A 19356-nucleotide genomic window follows, 5' to 3' on the forward strand; every position below is an offset into this window, starting at 1 on the left:
CAGGGCACCGGCGCGCCGCGCGGCCGGTTCCGGTACGGGCCGGGTGGTGTCCTTCGGGGCCCCGCTCCCCGTCACGGGGCGAGCCAGACGTTTTCGAGCTGCACGCGTCCGTAACCGGGCAGCTTCGGCAGGCCGCGGACCTTCGGCGCGGCCAGGTCGATGCCGTCGGCCATGCCCCACAGCAGATAGCCGGACCGGTCGTGCTCGATGCGCTGGAGGCCGCGCAGAGCCGCGGTGCGGGCCGAGCGGTCGGCGGTGGCCAGGACCTTGTGGTACGCGGCGTCGAACTCCTTGTCCGACCAGTCGGCCTCGTTCTGCCCGGCCCCGGTGGTCAGGGTCTTGGAGGCGAAGAAGACGACGGAGTCGTTGGTGCCCCAGTAGTTGGTGTAGAAGTCGCCCTTGAGCCAGGTCTTCTGGTAGAAGGCACCGGACTCCTGCTTGACGACCTCGATCTTGACGCCGGCCTCCCGGGCCTGGGAGGCGAAGAGCGTGGCGGACTCGGCGAGCCCGGCGACGTCCTCCGTGGTGACCAGCCGGTACGTACGGGAGAAGTCGAACCCGGCGTCGGTCAGCAGCCGTTTGGCTCTGGCCAGGTCGCGTCGCCGCTGGGGGATGTCCCCGGCGTAGGCGGGATCGCCCGTACCGAGGATGTCGTTGGCGACCGACCCGTACCCGGACAGCACCTGCCGGACCATCGCCTCGCGGTCCACCAGGAGCTTCATCGCCTCCCGCACCTCCGCGCCGGCGAACGGCCCGTCGGAGGTGCGCATCACCACGGGCATGGCCATGTCGTCGGGGCGGCGGACGACCTGGATGTCCCGGCGGGCTTCGGCGGTACGGGCGGCGACCGCGCCGACGTTGGACGCCACGTCGATCTGGCCGGACAGCATCGCGTTCGCCATCGCCTGCGGGCTCTGGAACATGGTGACCTCGACGGCGTCGAGGTGGACCGCGCCGCCGTACCAGTGCGTGTTGCGCAGCAGCCGGGCGTTGCCGCCGCGGTACCAGTCGAGCTTGAAGGGCCCGGTCCCGGGCGCCCGGGGTATCTCCGCGTCCGGGGTGTCCTTCTTGAGCACGAACGTGGACAGCCGGGTGAGCAGGGGGAGTTCGGCGTTGGCGTAGTCGGAGACGAGGACGACGGTGCGCTTGCCGTCGGCGGTGATGCGGCCGGCCGCGATACCGGGCAGCCGGGCCGCTCCGGAGGGGGTGCCGCGCAGCCGGCGCAGCGACCAGACCACGTCGTCGGCGGTGACCGGCGTCCCGTCGTGGAAGGCGGCGCCCTCGGCCAGGGTGAAGCGCCAGGTCTTCAGGTCCTTCGAGGGCGTGAAGGCGGAGGCCAGGCGGGGGACGGTGTTGTCGGTCCTGCCGCCGGGCGCGGTCAGCGTGTCGTACACGAGCGCGATGACGAGGTAGTCGCTCTCGTTGCCCTGGGTGCCGTGCGGGTCGCGGGTGATCGCCGACGTACGGCCCAGCGCGCCGATGCGCAGGGTGCCGCCCTGCCGCGGTGAGCCGCCGGCGGCGGGTGCCGCGTCATCGCCGCCGCCGCACGCCGCGAGCATCGCCGCCGCGCCCAAGGTCCCGCCGGTCCACAGAAGTTGCCGCCTGGTGAAATCCACGGTGCCTCGCTTCGTTCGGCCGGTCACTTAGGGTTGCCTACCCTCATGGCGACCATCCCCGCAAGGGTGCTCCCCGCTGAGTGCTTCCGTGCGCCGGTGCCAACTGCCCTTTAATGGGAGGGAGTTGAGCGAAGCCGGGCAGGCGCGGGCAAAGCAAGTGAGGTTTGCCTTGCCTAACTTAGGTGAGTAGCGTCGTTACTGTCCGCTGGACTCCGGGCACGGAGCGGCAGCGATGACGCGCCGCGCCCGGACCGTCGAGCGCGCCGCGCGCTGCCCGTACGGCATCGCACCGGACCCGATTCCCCGCCTGCGACGGACCTTCAGCGGATTTTCAACGCCCCCTCAATGGGCCTTCAATGGACCTTCAACGGAAACGGACCACCTGGACATGACCACGGGAGCCGCACCCGTCCGCCAGCTCGACCCCGCCGATGCCGTGGAACTGCGCGGCACCGCCGAGAAGATCCTCGCCGCGGTCGGCCGCGGGACCTCCGCCGCACCACAACTCCTCGCCCGCGTCGCGGAATCCGCCGACGGGCTGCCCCCTTCGGTCCGCCGGCAGCTGCGCCCGGCCGACACCGACGACGGCCTCTTCGTCCTGCGCGGCCTGGACGTGGACGACACCGAGTTGGGCCCCACACCCGCCGGCTGGGCCGCCGCCGGTGACAGCGGCGCCGTACACGACGTGGTCCTGCTGCTGCTCGCCACCGCCATGGGCGACCCCATCGCCTGGGAGGGGCAGCAGGGCGGCCGGTTCGTACACAACATCGTCCCGGCCCCCGGCCACGAGGGCGAACAGACCGGTGCCGGCAGCGCGGTGCTGCTCAGCCCGCACACCGAGGACGCCTTCCACCCCGGCCGCGCCCACCTGCTCATGCTCAGCTGCATGCGCAACCACGACCGCGTCGCCACCACCGCGGCCGGCGTACGCCGCGTACGGCTCGCCGCGGCCGACGTCGAGCTGCTGAGCCGGCCGCTGCTGCCGATCCTGCCCGACGACGCGTACGCCGGGGCCCGGCACTTCGACGGCGGCCCACCGCCCGCGGTCCCCACCCTCTACCGCGCCGAGGACGGTCTGACACTCCGCTTCGACCCCGCGTACACCCCGCTGGCCGACGCCACACCCGCCCACCGCGCCGCCTACCGGCGCCTGGAAGCCGAACTGGCCCGTGTCTCGGTGGCGGTGCGCCTCGCACCGGGCGACGTGCTCGTCCTCGACAACGATCTGGTCGTGCACGGCCGGGTGCCGTTCCAGGCGCGCTACGACGGCACCGACCGCTGGCTCAAGCGTGCCTCCCTCCGTGTCCCCGCGCGCCGTACACGCCCCCTGGCCGAGGCTTCCGAGCACGGTTACGGTCAGGCCGCCATCGAAGCGCACGCCGGATGACCGCTCGCATCTCCCCGAGGACGGACATGACCGACCGCACCGTGGCCGACGACACCCGCTCCATACCCGCCGGCGACCGAACCCTGACCCTCCTGTCCGCGGGCGACCTGGCCGGCCTCCGCATCGACTTCGCCGATGTCCTGGACACCGTCGAAGACGCCTGCCGCACGCTGGCGGCGGGCCGCTCGGACAATCCCCGCAAGCTCACCGTCAAACCCGCCGACGGACACTCCGTCGCGTATGCGATGCTCGGCCGGGACGGCTCCCGTGACGTGGTCGCGGTGAAGACCTCGTACAAACACGGCCTGGACCGGGGCCGCGACGAGCAGCACTACTACACGACGCTGACGCTCTACGACGACACCACGGGCCTGCCGGTCGCGATGCTGGACTGCGGCCGCGTCGGCGCGCTGCGCACCCCGGCCGTCTCCGCGCTGCTGGCCCGCGAGTGCGCGCCGCCCGGGGCCCGCAGCGCCCTGGTCATCGGCACCGGCACCCAGGGCCGCCTGGCCCTCCCGTTCCTGCTCACGACGCTGCCCGGCCTGGAGCGGCTGATGCTGTCCGGTACCCACCCCGAGGGCATCGCGGCCGTACGGGACGGACTGCGCGGCCACTTCCCCGACCGGGACGTGGAGACCGTCACCGACCTGCGGGCCGCCGCGGGCGACGCCGATGTCCTCGTGGCCACGGCCGGCGGCCACACCCCGGCGGCCGTCGAGGCCGGCTGGCTCAAGCCCGGCGCGCTGTCCGTCCTCGTAGGGCACGGCCTGGCGCCCTCCACCCTGCACCGCGCCGACCGCGTCGTGGCCACCAGCGAGGCGCAGATGCGGGTCACCGGCACCGACATGGCCGACGCGGCCGGGCGGCTGCCCGCCGTGGACGCCGAGCTCCCGGCCGTCATCGCCGGTACGGCCACCGGCCGCGGCACGGCCGGGGAGCGCGTCTTCGCGTACAACAGCGGCCTGGTCGTCACCGACATCGCGCTCGGCCACCGCTTCGCCCGGCTCGCCCTCGACCAGGGACGGGGAACGCGGGTGGCGCTGTGGGCCTGACCGGACCGTGCCCCGCGGACGTACCGACGCTGCCCGCCCACGCCGACCCCGGCACCGACCGGATCATGGACAGCGGCCTGCTGCACGAACTGTCCCACGCCTTCGGCGGCCCCTTCCACTTCCTGCTGCCGCACCGCTTCGACGCCAACCTCGCGGCCTTCCGCGCCGCGCTCGACGACGCCGGGGTGGCGGGCCGCGTCCACTACGCCAAGAAGGCCAACAAGGCCGCCGTCTGGGCGGAACGCTGCGCCGCCCACGGCGCGGGCGTGGACGTGGCGAGCGTCCCCGAACTGCGCGACGCCCTCGGCCACGGCGTACGCGGCGAGCACATCGTCGTCACCGGCCCGGCCAAGAACGACGAACTGCTGCGGCTGGCCGTCCTGCACGGCTGCCTCGTCACCGTCGACGCCCTGGACGAACTCGACCTGCTCAGCACGCTCGCCCTGACCGGCACCGTACGCCCCGCCCGCCTCCTGCTGCGCCGCCTGCCGCCCGGGCGGCCGCACAGCCGCTTCGGGATGACGGCCGCCGAAGCGGACACCGCGCTGGACCGGTGCGTACGGGCCGGGGACGCCGTACGGATGGAGGGCTTCAGCTTCCACCTGTCCGGATACGCCACCCGGCCGCGCGCCGACCTCGCCGGCCGGCTCATCGACGCGTGCCTGCGCGCGCGGGAGATGGGCCTGCGGGCCGACCGGATCAGCATCGGCGGCGGCTTCGCCGTGGACTACAGCAGCGGCGGCCACTGGAACGCGTTCCTCGCCGCGCAGCGCCCCGAGCACTACCACGCGCACAAGGCGTTCGACGCGGACGGCTTCTATCCGTACCACTCGCCCGTCGCCGGGGCCGACGCGCTGCGCGTCATCCTGGACACCGTCCCCGACGGCGGCCGTACGAGCCTGGCAGGACGTCTCAAGGACACCGGAACGCTGCTGCTGACGGAGCCGGGGCGGGCCCTGCTGGACGGCGCCGGCGCGTCCGTCTTCCGCGTGCAGGGCGTCAAGGAACGCGACGGCTACCGCATCCTGACGGTCGACGGCACCAGCCTCAGCCTGTCCGAGCAGTGGTTCAACAGCGAGTACCTGCCCGATCCGTACCTGGTCACCCCGGACGGGCGGGCCCGGGGCGACGCGGTGCACCCCGCGTGCGTCGGCGGCGCGACCTGCCTGGAGCCGGACCTGCTGACCTGGCGCAAGGTCCCGTTCCCCGCCCGGCCGCGCGTCGGCGACCTGCTGGTCTATCCGAACACGGCCGGGTACCAGATGGACTCGAACGAGTCCCCGTTCCACGAGCTGCCGCTGCCGCCCAAGGTCGTCGTGGACCGGCCGGGCGCCGCCCGGCCGCGCTGGCGCCTCGACCGGAACCCCGCCCGCTGACCCCTTGTGACCCCTCCTCCTCTGCCTCAGGAGTTCACCCGTGAACCCCATGAACGACGCCCTCGGGCGTCCTGCCGTGGTCTCCCGCGTGTCCGACCTCATCGGCGCCACCCCGCTGTTCGAGCTGGGCCGCACCGCTACCGGCAGCCGGCTGCTGCTCAAGCTGGAGATGTTCAACCCCACCGGCAGCGCCAAGATCCGGATGGCCCGGCAGATGATCCTGGACGCCGAGGCGCGCGGCGACCTGCGGCCCGGCGGACGCGTCGTGGAGTCCACGTCCGGCAACACCGGGCTGGGCCTGGCGGTCATCGCGGCCGAACGCGGCTACACGTTCACGGCGGTCGTGGATCACCATGCGGCCACCGACAAACTCCGCGCCATGAAGGCCCTGGGCACCGAACTCGTCTACGTGGCCGACGACGGGGCCGAGGAACTGGCCACCGCCGCGCGCGAGGAACTGGCCGCGGAACTGGCCCGCGGCCGGGCCGACACCTTCTTCACCGAACAGCACAACAACCCCAGCAACGGCGTCGGCTACTTCCCCGTCGCCCACGAACTCCACCAGGCCCTGGACGGGCGGCTCGACGTCCTGATCGGCGCCGTGGGCACCGGCGGCGGCCTCTGCGGCACCGCCCGCGCACTGCGCACGCTCGTACCCGGCTGCACGACGGTCGGCGTCGAGCCCAAGGGCTCCATCGCCTTCGGCGGCCCGGCCCACGACTACTACCAGTCCGGCACCGGCACGCCCGAAGGCGCCGAGATCGGCGCGCTGGTCGACTTCGACCTGATCGACGAGGGCGTGAAGGTCGGCGACGTGGCGGCCTTCGCCACCGCCCGTGCCGTCGCCCGCGCCACCGGGCTCCTCATCGGCGGCTCGGCCGGCGGTGTCGTCCACGAGGCACTGGCCAGGCTCCCCGCCCTGGCGCCGGGTTCCACCATGGTCGCGCTGGTCAACGACGGCGGCGAGAAGTACCTGGACACCGTCTTCAACGACGACTGGATGCACGCCCGCGACCTCGTCGACCGCGAGCTGGAACACGGGATCGACGAGACGCTCACCAAGCTCCGCAGGAGGTGAGGCCCGCCATGACGCTCGCCGTGCAGCCCGCCACGCTCCTCCGCGACAGCCGCGCGCTGGCCGCCCTCGCCGTCCCCCTCGTCCTCACCCAGCTCGCGCAGGTGGCCCTGACCACCACCGACACCGTCATGATGGGCCTGCTCGGCACGGCCGACCTGGCGGCGGGCGGACTGGCGATCGTCCTCTTCAACCAGCTGCGCACCATGGGCGTCGGACTCGTCACCGCCGTCGGCAACCGGACGGCTGCCGCCGCCGCGCGGATGGAGGGGACGGGCGCCGACGCGCACGAGGGCGGTGAGGAGGTCCGTGCGACCGTCCGCGCCGGGCTGGCCGTCGCCACCCTCGCCGGGCTGGCGGGCGCCGCCCTGATGCTCCTCATCGGCCGCGCGCTGACCTGGCTCGGGCAGGACGCGGAGATCGTCGGCCGCGCGCAGCCGATGCTGCTCGCCCTCGCGCCGGGCCTGCTGCCGTGCCTGTGGTTCCAGGCCGTGCGCCAGTTCACCGTGGGCATGCGCCGGCCACAGGCGCTGCTGCGCATCACCCTCGTCTCCGTCGCCGTCAACGCCGCGCTCAACTGGTGCTTCATTCACGGCATTTGGGGGCTGCCCGAGCTGGGCCTGCCCGGCGTGGGGGTGGCCACCACGCTCGTGTACGTCCTCTCCTTCCTGGCGCTGTACGCCGCCGCCAAGCGGGACGCCGTACTGGCGCCGCTGATCGGCCTGAACATCGCCCGGACCGACCGTGCCACGGTCCGCCGCCTCGTCCGGCTCGGCGTGCCCATCGCCGCGACGTACGGGTCCGAGGCGGGCTTCTTCTCCGTCACCACCCTGATGGCGGGTTCGTTCGGCAGCGCGGCGCTGGCCGCGCACACCGCCGTCAACCAGCTCGTCTACATCGTCTTCCAGGTCGCCGTCGGCCTCTCGCACGCCGCGTCCATCAACGTCAGCCGTGAACTCGCCCTCGGCCGCACCGACACCGCCCTGCGCATCAGGAACACCGCGCTGGCCTGCGCGGGCGCGGTCATGGCCGTCGTCGCCGTCGTCTACGCCACGCTGCCCGGCCTGGTCCTCGGAGCGTTCTTCGACACCGCCGGGCCCCGTGACGCCGAAGCCGTCTCCATCGCCACCCACCTGCTGTTCGTCGTCATGGTCCTGCAGTTCTTCGACTGCGCGCAGAACATCGGCGTCGGCCTCCTGCGCGGTCTCGACGACACCACGGGCGGCTTCCGCATCACCCTCGTCGGCTACTGGGCCGTGGGCCTGCCCGCCGCCTGGCTCCTGGGCTACGCCGCCGGGCTGTACACCCTCGGCATCTGGCTCGGCCTGCTCACCGGCCTCGCCACCACGGCCGTGCTGCTCCTGCGCCGCTACGGGGCGAGCCTGCGCGCCCGGACGCCTGCGCCGCGGACCGTATGAGCAGCGGCCGGGCGATATTCCCGTGCCGTGCCGTCGGCAGCGGTGCACACTCGCTGCATGGCGGACATGCGGACGTTCCGGGATGCGGTCGGCGGCTGGGCGGCCGGCGGCCCCGGCGGACCGGCGGGCGAGCTGGCGGCGCGGCTGGGGGTGCGGACGGCGGTGCTGCTCGAAGGGCCGAGCGACCTCGCTGCCGTGGAGGCGCTGGCCGTACGGCGCGGCCGGGACCTGACCGCCGAGGGGGTGTGCGTCCTGCCGATGGGCGGGGCGATGAGCGTCGGCCGCTACACCGCACTCCTCGGACCGCCCGGCCTCGGCCTGCGCCTGGCGGGGCTGTGCGACGAGAACGAGCAGCGATACTACGACCGCGCCCTGGAGCGCGCACGGGCGCCGCACCGGGGCTTCCACGTGTGTGTACGGGACCTGGAGGAGGAACTCATCCGCGCGCTGGGCACGGCACGGGTCGAGGAGATCGTACGCGCCGAGGGCGACCACCGAGCCTGGCAGACGTTCCTGCACCAGCCCGCACAGCACGGCCGGCCCCGGCAGCAGCAGTTGCGGCGCTTCCTCGGCACGAAGAAGGGCCGCAAGATCCGCTACGGCCGTCTCCTCGTCGAAGCCCTCGGCCCCGACCAGGTGCCGGCCCCGCTCGACGACCTCCTGGCGAGCTTGTGACACGACCGCCCGCTACGGCCACACCACCTGCCGGAAGGCATACGAGCCGTCCGGCTTCAGCTCGACCAGCGCCAGCGGCTTGCCCTCGGGGTCGCCCTGCTCGTCGAACCGGATCGGACCGCTGACCCCGTACACCGGCTTGCTGCCGCCGATCAGATACAGCATCTGGCGGGTGCTGCTCGTGGTCACCGGGCCGCTGCCCTGCCGGTCCGCGCCGGAACGGATGGCCACGCCGAGGGTGAGCAGGGCATCGTGGCCCATGATGGCCTGCCCGTCGGACAGTTCACCGACCGAGCGGTGGATGTCCTTGCGGTAGGCCTCGCGGAACTCCGGCAGCGGGTTCCCGTCGCCCGGATAGGTGGTGAGCCACTGGTCGGGGTGGGCCAGTACGGTGTGGTGCACGGTCAGCCGGCTGCGCTCCCACACCTTCCGGAACGCCTCGCGCGCCTCGTAGCTCTCCGGTACGTCGAAGACGCCCACCACGTCGTCCCCGGTGTACACCGAGGTGGGGCAGCGCCGCCCGGCGGCGGCCATCGCCTCGATGAAGCCGCGCAGCGCGCGCCCGCGGCCCGCGAAGTACACGGCGTCCGGCGGATCGGCGCAGACCCGGTCGGCGAGCGCGGAGAACGCGTTGGCGGTGGCGCGGTCGGCCGAACTGTAGGCCAGCCCCATGTCGGTCAGCTTCAGCTCCTGGCGCGCCGCGGCCGCGGTGAAGCCCCGGTTCAGGGACGCGCTGTAGGTGTCCTGCTCGCTGCGGTCCTTGATGGTCGTCACGCGGTAGGGCCGCTGACCGGCCCGCTTCTGCAGCGTCCGCAGATGCCGCACCACCGCCGACGCCTGGTCGGCGTTGGGCGGCGCCACCCGCCAGAACCCGGTCTGCCCCGGCCGGTTGATGGCGTCGGCGGTCACGGTCGAGCCCATCATGGGGATGCCGGCGGCCCGCAGGGCGTCGATCGCGTCCTGCGTGGTCTGCCGGCTCTGCCCGAGCCCGGCCACCGCGACCAGGTGCCGGTCGCCGTCCTTCAGCCCCTTGAGCTGGTCGACCAGCGGCCGCCACTGCTCGGACCCGGCGCCGCTGTTCGCCAGCAGCAGCTTGATCTGCGGCGAGTCGCCGCGCCCGCCGCGCCGCGGGTCGTTCAGCTCGCGCTGGGCCAGGTAGGCGCCCTCCAGCTCCCGCCGGATGATGTCGCGCCCCTTGTCGTCGGGCCCCGGCGTCATCGGCTGGAGGTACGCCACCGACACCCAGGGCTTGCCGGACTTCGCCACCCGCCGGTTCTCGGCCAGGATCTGTCCGGAGATGTCCCGCAGCGCTGGGTCGAACACGTACGAGCCGTCGGTCACGCCCACGCACTCGCCGCGCGGCCCCTGCTCGCGCACGCCGTCGGCACACCGTACGAACACCGTGTCGTAGACCCAGTACCCGCCCACGGCCAGCGCGCCCGCGGTGACCAGGACGACGGCGGCCCGCAGCCATCTGCGGGGCCGCGGCTTCGGCGGCGCGAGGGGCTGGTCGTCGTCACTCATCCCACGCTCACCAGGGCTTCCTCTCGTAGGCGGCCGCCCGCTGCCACAGCACGTCGTGGTCCGTCTCGTCGCTCAGCCGGCCGCTCAGGGTCTGCAGTGCATCGACAATCTTCGGGTACAGCTCGGCCGCCGGATCGCCCAGCGGGTCGGACCACAGCGCCGCGTACGGGTCGGTCGCCGGATGGGTGGTGATCCACCCGGCCACCAGCAGCCGGGTGACCATCACCAGGTCGGGCGGGCCCGGCGCCCGCGCGATCCGGTGCTGGAACTCCGCGCCCGCCGAACGCCCCTGCGCCTCCGCCTCCCAGCGGCGCGGCGCGCGCTGGATCCAGGACAGTTCCTCGCACCACGCCTGCGCCGAGCCGTCGCCCCCGCACACGGCGACGAAGCGGTCGTGCAGATAGGCCGCCGCGCCCTGGACGTCGCCGCCCGCCAGCCGGTGGTACGCGCCCAGGCGCCCCGACTCGGCGACGGCGCCGAGGATGCCGTGGGCCGCGTCCCACGGCGAGGTGCCGTCCGGCGGCGCCGGAGCCAGCGACAGCCTGCCGAGCAGCAGCCTGCGGACGACGTCCGGGAGGGCGCTGTGCTGGTGGCCGTCGAAGGCGATCCGCTCGGCGTACTGGTCGTCGTGGGCCAGGCGGCGCAGCAGCCGCGGCGGGGCGTCGCCCTGCCGCCACAGGTCACCGGCGCTCGCGGCCTGCCCGAGGGTGACGGCCGCGGCAGCGCGCGGCAGGGCGTCGGACAGCTCCTGCGGCACGTCCCGGAGCAGCAGTTCCAGCAGCGCGTCCGCGACGGAGTGCGGTCCTTCCGGTGCCATCACCATGCGCAGCCGCCGCCCGCACGGCACCTCCGGCGCGAAGTCCTCCAGCGCCTCCAGCACGGCGCGGGTGGCCGCCGGATGGCCGCGCGTCAGCTCGTGGACCGTACGGCCGAGCCACGCCACCGGATGCGTCAGGCCCGCCAGCGCCGCCGGCGGCATCCGCTTCACATACGGACCGGCCTGCTCCTGCACCTCGGCCCGGTCCAGCGGACGCAGCTGCGCCACCTCCAGTCGGGCACCGCCGCCCGGCCGGGTCACCACCCGCGGCACGAACAGCTCCGGCCCGTCCTCCCGCTCCGGCGGCTGCCAGCACGACAGATAGCCGCCGAGCGGCCGGGGCCCCAGCTCCAACTGCCGCAGCACTTCCGGCGTACGGCGCGCGCACGCCACGACCACCAGCGGGTCCGGCCGTTCGGGAGCCGCGGCCCGCGCCTCGACCAGGGCCTGGAGGAACGCGTCCCCCAGCTCGCTGTCGGCGTTGTCCAGCAGCACCAGGCAGCGCAGCGTACGGACGCGGTCGCCGCCGTGCTTCGTGTATGCGCCCTGGAGGTCGGCGAGGAACGCCTGCAACAGCACCGACTCGGCCCGCTCGCGCTGGGCCGCCGTGCCGTGCCGGAAGTGCTGGTTGAGTTCGACGAGCACGTCCGCCGGTGACGGTACGCGTGAGCCGCCGCGCGGGACGCGGTCCAGCCGCCGGTGCAGCCGCCACCACACCCGGGCCCGCTGCCAGCCCTGTATCAGCGGCACGATCGCCGCCGACCAGCCGGGCAGCCCCACCGGCACACCGACCGACGTCACCAGGTCCCGCAGCACCTCCAGCGAATGGTCCTCCGCGCGGCCGGCGCGCAGGGCCTCGCGCATCTGGCCCAGGGCGGCGTCCCGGCTCTCCGGGTCGGCCTCGGCCGAGAGCGCCATCAGGAGTACGGCGAAGGACGGCAGGGCCAGCGGCGGGAAGTCGCGGCGGCGCGCGTTGAGCTGGAAGGCGATGCGGGCCAGGACGTCCACCGGGTGGTGTACGCCGTCGTCGAGCGCCGCCAGGTCCAGGGCGGCCGTCGGCGCGCGGCGCCCCCAGTTCTCCAGGTGGCCCGCCAGCGCGGTCTTGCCGCTGCCGCGGGGCCCGAGCAGGAGCAGAACGGGATGCCGGGCGTGCCCTCCGTCGGCCCGGACGAGCCGCTGCCCGACGAACGTGCGGATCATCAGATCACGTCGGGACTGCACCCGTGTCCCCCTCGTGGTCACCGTCGTGAAGGACCAGGATGCAGCAATTCCCGGGGCGCGCAAGAGGTTTCAGGCGTGGGGGGTATGGATGGGGAACGTGGGGTCATTGAGGCGCGGCGCACGGCCCGCGTACCGCCTACCCGCCCGCACCCTGCTCGTCCGTGTCCCCGTCCGGAACCCAGCGCAGCACGTCCCCGGGCTGGCAGCCGAGCGTGCGGCAGATCGCGTCGAGCGTCGTGAAGCGCACCGCCTTCGCGCGGCCGTTCTTCAGCACGGCGATGTTGGCGGGCGTGATGCCGACGGCCTCCGCGAACTCGCCGACCGACATGCGGCGTCTGGCGAGCTGGACGTCGAGGTCGACGACGATCGCCATCAGATGACCCCGGCCATCTCGGTCCGCAGCTCCGTCGCCTTGCGCAGCAGGCCGCGCAGGACGACGACGAGCATTGCGAACGCGGCGCCCACGGCGGTGACCGCGCCCGCGGCGGCCAGCGCGCCGACGGCATCCATGCCGTCGGCGGGCGACGGGATCTCGGCCACGGCCAGGTGCCCGGTGACGCCGAGCGCCAGCAGCGTCGCCACGCCCGAGGCCCCGATGATGACATCGACCCACCGGAAGGCCCGCGGTGTGAAGATCGCGTCGCGTTCGACCATGGTGAGCAGCATCCACAGGGCGACGAGCGCGACCTGGACACAGGCGACGACCGCGATCGCCACCGCCGCGTAGGGCACCGCGTACGGGGCGTACGGCGGGAAACCGGCGACCTCGTCGGCCGCCGTCCCCGGGATGACCACGAACTGGCCGAAGAGGCCGATCAGGAACGCGGCGCCGATGCCGACCTGGAGTGTGGTGATGAGGAGACGATGCATGTATCGATTATCGATCGGTTCCTATCGAAAATCAATCGATCCTGCATGGAATTGGCCGAAGGACGGGACCGGAGGAGGCGAGGCGGCCTCAGTAGCGGCTCCCGGGAATCCCGGCGTCGCGCGGGCCGTACGGCGCCGAGTCCAGCCAGCGCCCGGCGCGCTCCGAGCGGGGTGCGGCGGCGACGGCCAGCCGCTGGACGGCGCGGTGCCAGGGAGTGGAGGCGGTGAGGTGGGTCAGGGCCCGCCCGGCGGCGCGGCGGTTGAGGAGCGCGGCGCGGTGGCGGTCGCGCGCGTAACCGGACACGTCACCGGTGGCCAGCGCGTCCGCGGCCGCCGCCGCGTCGGCGATGCCCGAGTTAAGGCCACGCGCGCCGAACGGGGCGAAGAGATGCCCCGCCTCCCCGGCGAGCAGCACCCGGCCGTACGCGTCGGTGAGCCGGTCGGCGACCACCTGCTGGAAGCGGTAGTGCGAGGACCAGGTCACGGAGCAGGCGTGCCCGTCCGGCAGCAGCCCGGGCAACCAGTCCGTCGCGGCCTCGCCGAGCGCGTCGGGATCGTCGTCGGGACGGCACTGCACGTCGATCCGCAGCCCGCCACGGAACGGCACGGTCAGCACGTTCCGCCCGGCCATGCGCGGATCCCGGTAGTGGAAGGCACGCTCTGGCGGCAGCGGGTGCCCGGGGTCGTCCGCGACGTCCAGCACGAGGAACGCATGCGGCGAGCGCGGCCCGTGCAGCCGTACGCCGATGGCCCGCCGCACGGCCGACCGGGCGCCGTCGCAGCCGACGGCGTACGCGGCCCGGAGCCCGCCTTCCGGTGTGCCGACCCGCACGCCGTCGGACGACGCGGTGACGCCGGTGACCGGGCTCTGCCAGCACAGCTCCACCCCGGCCCGGCGGCAGGCCGCCCGCAGCAGCTCCTCCATGACCGGTTGCGGAAGGCTGGAGAAGGGCGCGCGGTCCGGCGGGGGCGGGGTGTACGTACGGTGGTGGACCTCCCGGCCCGCGTAACTCGTGCGCCGCGCGCCCCAGATGAGCCCGTTGCCGACCAGCTCGGCGCCCAGTACCGGGTCGGCGTCGGCGAGCGTGGCCAGCGACTGCCGGTGCAGGAAGATCGCGCGGCTGCCGGGCCGTGGCACGTTTTCCGCCGCCTCCTCCAGGACGGTGACGGCCAGGCCGCGGGCCCGCAGCAGCAGGGCGGTGGCCAGCCCCACCGGGCCGGCGCCGACGACGATGACGGATGTCGGGGCGGTGTCGATGCTCGGAATGGTGTCCATGACGGCTTCCTGAAGTGCTGTGCTCAACGGGGCAGTCGACCGCGGGCGACCTTGCCGCCGGCAGTGGGGAGTGCGGGCAGGAACGTCGTACGGCGGGGAATCTTGTGCGGGGCCAGGTGCGCCCGGCAGTGGGCGAGGATGGCGGGCTCACTTTCGCTGTTCGTAGGTAGGCAGGGGTGTCAGCCGGCAGGCCGCCAGGCGTCCGCGGCGGCGTGCACCGTCCGCAGCACCTCGGCGGGGGTACGGCCGTACTCGTCCAGCAGCAGGCCGCCCGGCCGGCTGCCCACCGAGTAGTGGATGTCGAAGAACGTGCCGACCTCGGCCGTTGCTGTCTCCGTGCCGTGCCGGGGCGCGCAGACCCATGTCACCGGGGTGCCGGTGCAGGCCACCGCCTCGATCAGCGCGGGCAGTTCGGCCAGCATCCGGTCCGGGGCGAGCCGTACGGCCAGGACGAGCCGTCCGGGCACGCGACCGGGGTTGAGCGCCGCACACCGCATGGCGACCGCGCGGGGGTGGCAGCCGGGCCGCGGGCGCAGTCCGGCCACGGCGCCGGGACGCGGTACGCGCTCGCCGTCGGCCGTCCAGTGGACCTGGCCCGCGACGGCGGGCGGGCAGGCGTCGAGGAAGGTCATCAGCTGGGGGAAGTCGCCCAGCCAGGCCGACGGGCCGGCTGACGTGCGGTATTCCTCGGCGATCCACCGCGCCTCGCGCGGCAGTACGCCCGGGGGAGGGTGCCCGCCGGTGACGACGGTGACGGGCACACCGGCCGCGTAGCGGACCAGTCCGGCGGCCACCGTCGTCAGCGCTCCGGTCGCATGGCGCCCGAGGTGCAGGAGGAAGGCTTCGCCGTCCGCCGTCGGAGCCAGTGCCGGGTGCGGCCCGTCCACGGCGGGCCCGGCGCCCTGGATCTCCTCGGTGAGCGGACGCGGGCGGCCCAGCAGCCGCTGCCGTGCCGGCGGGGCCGGGACGACGACCGGTTGCGGCGGTACGGGAGCCGGTTCCCCGCCCGGCGGCAGGCGGTCGGGCCGGCTGTTCGCCGGCCCGTCGTCCACGAGCCCGGCGGGCACCAGCCGCGGGTTGAACAGCTCACGGATGAACAGCCAGGGCCGCTCACCGTCGAGCACCACGTACGACTTGAACACGGCCGGCCGGATGCGGCCGTCCTGCTCCCACCCGGCCACGCCCACCTCGACCAGCCGCCGGCTGCGCATGGAACCGGCGGCCCGCAGTCCGTAACCGATGGGCGTACGGGGGCTGGTGAGGCACGCGGCCAGCGCCGGGTCGTCCGGGACGAGGCCGACGACGGTGTTGAGCGAGACGGGCGTCAGCGCGGCGTCGGCCAGCGCGGAGCGCCGTACCAGGACCTGTTCCTCGCGGCCCAGGCTCAGGCAGCGGCGGGTCAGCGCGTCCTGCGCGGCGGCGGGTTCCGTGCCCTGGTGCAGCACGCGCAGCCGCAGGGGAGTGGCGAGCGCGGACTCCAGCAGGGTGGTGGTCAGCCCGTCGCTGGCGAGCAGCATCCGGGCCAGTGGACTGGCGAACCGGGCCACGTCCCCGAGGTCGAAGGGCCGCGGGGCCGGCCGGTCCGGGGAGCGGTCGCCGGTGCCCGCGCAGCCGTCCGGCAGGTCGCGTTCGGTACTGGGGTAGCGCAGCGGGGTGTACACGGTCAGATCCTTTCCATGAGGGCGGCGGCATCGGTGTCCGCCATCTGGCGGGGGCCGGGGCAGGAGGCGCGGCGGCGGGCGCGTGCCGCGCCGGCCAGCTCCCGCAGCAGCCGTTCGGTGCCGCTCCAGCCGATGCACGCGTCGGTGACGCTCTGTCCGAAGACCAGGGGCCGGCTGCCGGGTTCCTGCCGGCCGGGGACGAGGAAGCTCTCCAGGAGCACCCCGCGCACCGTGCTCTCGCCGTCGGCGACGCGTACCGCCAGGTCCTCGGCGACCGCGTGCTGCCGCTCGTGCTGCTTGCCGCTGTTGCCGTGGCTGGCGTCCACCAGCACACGGGCCGGCAGCCCGGCGACGGCCAGCAGCCCGGCGGCCCGGCGGACGTGCGCCGCGCCGTAGTTGGGGCCGTCCGCGCCGCCGCGCAGGACGACGTGGCAGTCCGGGTTGCCGCTGGTGCGCAGCAGCGCCACAGGACCGGCGCCGGACGCGCCGAGGAAGGTGTGCGGCGCGGCGGCGGCCCGTACGCCGTCGACCGCGACCTGGACCGAGCCGTCCGTGCCGTTCTTGATGCCGACGGGCATCGGCAGGCCGCTGACCAGGTCCCGGTGCACCTGGCTCGCCGCCGTACGGGCCCCGACGGAGCCCCAGGCGACGACGTCGGACAGGTAGGCCGAGGCGACCGGGTTGACCCATTCGCAGCCCACCGGCAGCCCGGTCTCGGCGATGTCGAGCATCAGGGACCGGGCCTCGGCCAGGCCGCGGCCGAGGTCGGCGCCGCCGTCCAGGCCGGGGTCGCCGACCAGGCCGGGCCAGCCGAGGCAGGAGCGCGGCTTCTCGACGTAGACCCGCATCACGACGAGCAGGTCGTCCGCCAGGGCGGCGGCCGCGTCCCGCAGCCGGGAGGCGTAGTCCAGGGCGGCCGTGCGGTCGTGCACGGAGCACGGCCCGACGATGGCGAGCAGCCGGTCGTCCCGGCCGTCGAGGATGCGCACGATGTCGTGCCGTGCGGTCAGGGCGGTGTGCGCCGCGTGGTAGGTCAGGGGCAGCCGCTCGGCCAGCTGGGCCGGGCTCTCCGCCGCGAGGACGCGGGTCTGGCCGCCGGTGGGGCGCACCCGGCGTCCGTCGGGGTGGCGCAGGCGCGGGGTTTCCGGGGCGGGGATCGGGGTGGTCATGGTGGTTCGCTCCTCAGGAGTGGAACGGTTCGGTGTAGACGGTTCGAAGGGCGTCATGACGCGTGGCCTCCATGTCCGGAGCCACCGGAGCCACCGGAGCCACCGGAGCCACCGGAGCCCCCGGACCCGTGCCCGGAGCCATGACCGCCGCCGGCCATGCCGGGGTGCATGTCCACCACCGGCCCGGGCATGACGGTGAACGGCCGCATCATCGCCTCGTCCTCGTGTTCGAGGATGTGGCAGTGGTACATGTAGCGGCCCGATCCGCCGTCGAACTGGCCCAGTACGGTGACCAGCTGGCCGGACCCGGCGGGCGCGGGCGTGGTGTCGCCGACCCGTACGGTGTCCTTCCAGCCGCGGTCGGCGCCGGTGGCGGGCAGCTCCCCGGTGAAGGTGACGGGCGTGACGGTGCCGTATCCGCGCACCGTGCCGTCGCCGTTGACGAGCCGCTGGAAACCGCGGGCGTCGTAGTTCTGCCGCCGGGTTTCCTGGAAGCGGATCAGGTGGATGTGGAAGGGGTGCACGGGGCCGCCCAGGTTCAGGACGTTCCACTGCTCCCAGCCGCCTTCGCGCGCCATGATCGTCGTGGTGTCGTTGAACGTCTCCGCGACCCGGCGCAGCGTCAGCAGGGGCCGCCCCGGCATCCGCACCTGCACGATGCCGTCGCTGGGGATCTCCACCGTCGAGGCGTCCTCGACGGTCTCCATCTCCCACATCATCGGCATGCCGGTCGCGGCCGGCGGGGTCAGCACGATCCACCGGTGCTCGTGGTCGGGGGCCGTGGCGTGGCTGAGCCGTACGTACGACGGGCTCAGGCGCGCGGGCAGCGTGAACGGGGCGTCCGCCGCCTCGTCCGCGACCCGGAATTGCAGCACCTCGGGGGTGGGCGCCGGTCCGGGAGGGGTGGTGGCGACATCGGCCCAGTGCACGCGCATGCCGCGCAGGACGGAGAAGTCGGCCAGGACGTCGGCGCGTTCGCCGGGGGCCAGGGTCAGGCCCTGCTCCGGCAGCGGCTCCGGCTCGGGCAGCAGTCCGCTGTCCGTACCGATCTGGTGGAACGCCCGGTCCACCAGCTCCCGGTCCACCGGCGTCCCGTCCTCGTGGCACAGGCGCAGGGTGAAGAAGCGCGCGTTGGAGCCGTTGAGCATCCGGAAGCGGTACCGGCGCGCGGCCACCTCCAGGTGCGGCTGGACGACGCCGTTGACGACGTTGTACGGCCCGTAGAAGGGCCGGGGCACGTCCTGGTCGTCCCGCAGGACCTTGTGCATCAGCAGGCCGGTCGGGCGGCCCTCCCAGTCGGTGTCCACGTTGCGGTCGCACAGGACGAGCGGGATCTCGTGGACGCCGTCCGGCAGGCCGAGCGCCGCCTCCTCGTCGTCGCGTATCCAGTACATGCCGGCCAGGCCCGTCATCACGTTCAGCGCGGTGATGTTCATGGCGTGGTCGTGGTACCAGAGGGTGCAGGCCGCCTGGTCGTTGAGGTATTCGGAGAGCTGGGTCTCGCCCGGCGGCACCGCGTTGTCGGTCCAGCCGTCGTTGCCGCCGCCGGTGCGCGCGCCGTGCAGGTGCACCACCGTCCAGGGCGGCAGCGCGGCCACCTTGCGGTCGTAGTCGTCCGCCGCCGGGTCGAAACCGGGGCGCATGATGTTCGCCGGCACCCGCGTCTCCACCTTGATCAGCGGATACGGGCCGCTCAGCCCGTTGGCCCAGGACACCCGCAGCCGGGTGCCGCGCCGCACCTCGATGGTCGGCCCGGGGACCTCGCCCTCGTAGGCCCACATCAGGGACGGGGGAAGCTGCGAGTGCAAAGGGATACGGACGGGACGCGTCCGTACGGTCAGCTCGGCGCGCCCGGTCTCGGGGTCGGGCTCGGGCCGCAGGACCGGCGGGATGCGCAGCGGGTCGAGGAAGGGGGTGAGGGGCGGGGGAGCGGGGACGGGGGCGGTGGGAGGCCGCGGGGCCGGCTCGGTGACGGTGACCGGTGCGGTGGGTGCGGCCGGGTCGGTGACGGCGGCCGGTGCGGCCGGTCCGGTGGCGGTGATCGCTTCGGCGGGGGGTTCGATGAGCTCGGGCATCTCGGGGACTCTTTTCCGCTCGGTGGGAAGTTGACTTCTTCACCGTGCGCCCCGGCGGCCCCGCACCACATCGGGGAAAACACGTGCCCGACTACTGAACCGGTACGGATACGCAGCCCCTCACCACCGAGTGACCACCGAGTG

Annotated in this window: 15 protein-coding genes; 6 read left to right on the forward strand and 9 right to left on the reverse strand. The window is 73.9% G+C overall.

Annotation, left to right across the window (positions count from 1 at the left end):
• Positions 1-71: 71 nt before the first annotated feature.
• A complete protein-coding gene (locus IH45_RS0108290) occupies positions 72-1616 on the reverse strand; it encodes an ABC transporter substrate-binding protein (RefSeq protein ID WP_030663714.1) in 1545 nt (514 codons plus the stop codon).
• A gap of 388 nt (positions 1617-2004) precedes the next feature.
• On the opposite strand from IH45_RS0108290, the gene IH45_RS0108295 reads away from it, so the two are divergent.
• Genes IH45_RS0108295 through IH45_RS0108320 form a run of 6 tightly spaced genes read left to right on the forward strand, consistent with a single transcriptional unit; the run spans position 2005 to position 8599 of the window.
• Complete coding sequence (locus IH45_RS0108295) at positions 2005-3003, forward strand: TauD/TfdA family dioxygenase (RefSeq protein ID WP_030663716.1); 999 nt, start codon at positions 2005-2007, stop codon at positions 3001-3003.
• Between the two features lie 26 nt (positions 3004-3029).
• A complete protein-coding gene (locus IH45_RS0108300) occupies positions 3030-4055 on the forward strand; it encodes an ornithine cyclodeaminase family protein (protein WP_199810638.1) in 1026 nt (341 codons plus the stop codon).
• Positions 4046-5431, forward strand: coding sequence for a type III PLP-dependent enzyme domain-containing protein (locus IH45_RS0108305; protein WP_030663720.1), 1386 nt, complete (start codon positions 4046-4048; stop codon positions 5429-5431). Before IH45_RS0108300 ends, IH45_RS0108305 begins: the two co-directional genes overlap by 10 nt.
• A 49-nt stretch (positions 5432-5480) precedes the next feature.
• Complete coding sequence (locus IH45_RS0108310) at positions 5481-6509, forward strand: cysteine synthase family protein (protein ID WP_030663723.1); 1029 nt, start codon at positions 5481-5483, stop codon at positions 6507-6509.
• A gap of 8 nt (positions 6510-6517) precedes the next feature.
• Positions 6518-7924: an MATE family efflux transporter gene (locus IH45_RS0108315; RefSeq protein WP_030663727.1), complete on the forward strand. Its 1407-nt coding sequence runs from the start codon at positions 6518-6520 to the stop codon at positions 7922-7924.
• A gap of 57 nt (positions 7925-7981) precedes the next feature.
• The gene (locus tag IH45_RS0108320; RefSeq protein ID WP_030663731.1) at positions 7982-8599 is read left to right on the forward strand and encodes a TOPRIM nucleotidyl transferase/hydrolase domain-containing protein; all 618 of its coding nucleotides are present in this window, start codon (positions 7982-7984) and stop codon (positions 8597-8599) included.
• Between the two features lie 12 nt (positions 8600-8611).
• On the opposite strand, the gene IH45_RS0108325 is transcribed toward IH45_RS0108320, so the two are convergent.
• From IH45_RS0108325 to IH45_RS0108360, 8 genes are all read right to left on the reverse strand, one after another.
• A complete protein-coding gene (locus IH45_RS0108325) occupies positions 8612-10123 on the reverse strand; it encodes an ABC transporter substrate-binding protein (RefSeq protein ID WP_050514642.1) in 1512 nt (503 codons plus the stop codon).
• 7 nt (positions 10124-10130) lie between these two features.
• Complete coding sequence (locus IH45_RS0108330) at positions 10131-12161, reverse strand: ATP-binding protein (protein ID WP_158812973.1); 2031 nt, start codon at positions 12159-12161, stop codon at positions 10131-10133.
• Between the two features lie 136 nt (positions 12162-12297).
• On the reverse strand, positions 12298-12534 hold the full coding sequence (locus tag IH45_RS0108335) for a helix-turn-helix domain-containing protein (protein WP_030663741.1): 237 nt from the start codon (positions 12532-12534) through the stop codon (positions 12298-12300).
• Complete coding sequence (locus tag IH45_RS0108340; RefSeq protein ID WP_030663744.1) at positions 12534-13031, reverse strand: DUF2975 domain-containing protein; 498 nt, start codon at positions 13029-13031, stop codon at positions 12534-12536. Before IH45_RS0108340 ends, IH45_RS0108335 begins: the two co-directional genes overlap by 1 nt.
• Before the next feature lie 88 nt (positions 13032-13119).
• On the reverse strand, positions 13120-14307 hold the full coding sequence (locus IH45_RS0108345; protein WP_030663746.1) for an FAD-dependent monooxygenase: 1188 nt from the start codon (positions 14305-14307) through the stop codon (positions 13120-13122).
• A 179-nt stretch (positions 14308-14486) separates the two neighbouring features.
• A complete protein-coding gene (locus IH45_RS1000000145110; protein WP_050514644.1) occupies positions 14487-15968 on the reverse strand; it encodes a 3-deoxy-7-phosphoheptulonate synthase in 1482 nt (493 codons plus the stop codon).
• 2 nt (positions 15969-15970) lie between these two features.
• Positions 15971-17137, reverse strand: coding sequence for a 3-deoxy-7-phosphoheptulonate synthase (locus IH45_RS0108355; protein WP_078897350.1), 1167 nt, complete (start codon positions 17135-17137; stop codon positions 15971-15973).
• 53 nt (positions 17138-17190) lie between these two features.
• Positions 17191-19212 (reverse strand): multicopper oxidase family protein, encoded by a 2022-nt coding sequence (locus IH45_RS0108360; protein WP_078897351.1) that lies wholly within the window; start codon positions 19210-19212, stop codon positions 17191-17193.
• Positions 19213-19356 lie beyond the last annotated feature (144 nt).

It is taken from the genome of Streptomyces rimosus subsp. rimosus (assembly GCF_000720725.1).
In the GTDB taxonomy this organism is placed as follows: Bacteria; Actinomycetota; Actinomycetes; order Streptomycetales; family Streptomycetaceae; genus Streptomyces; species Streptomyces rimosus_A.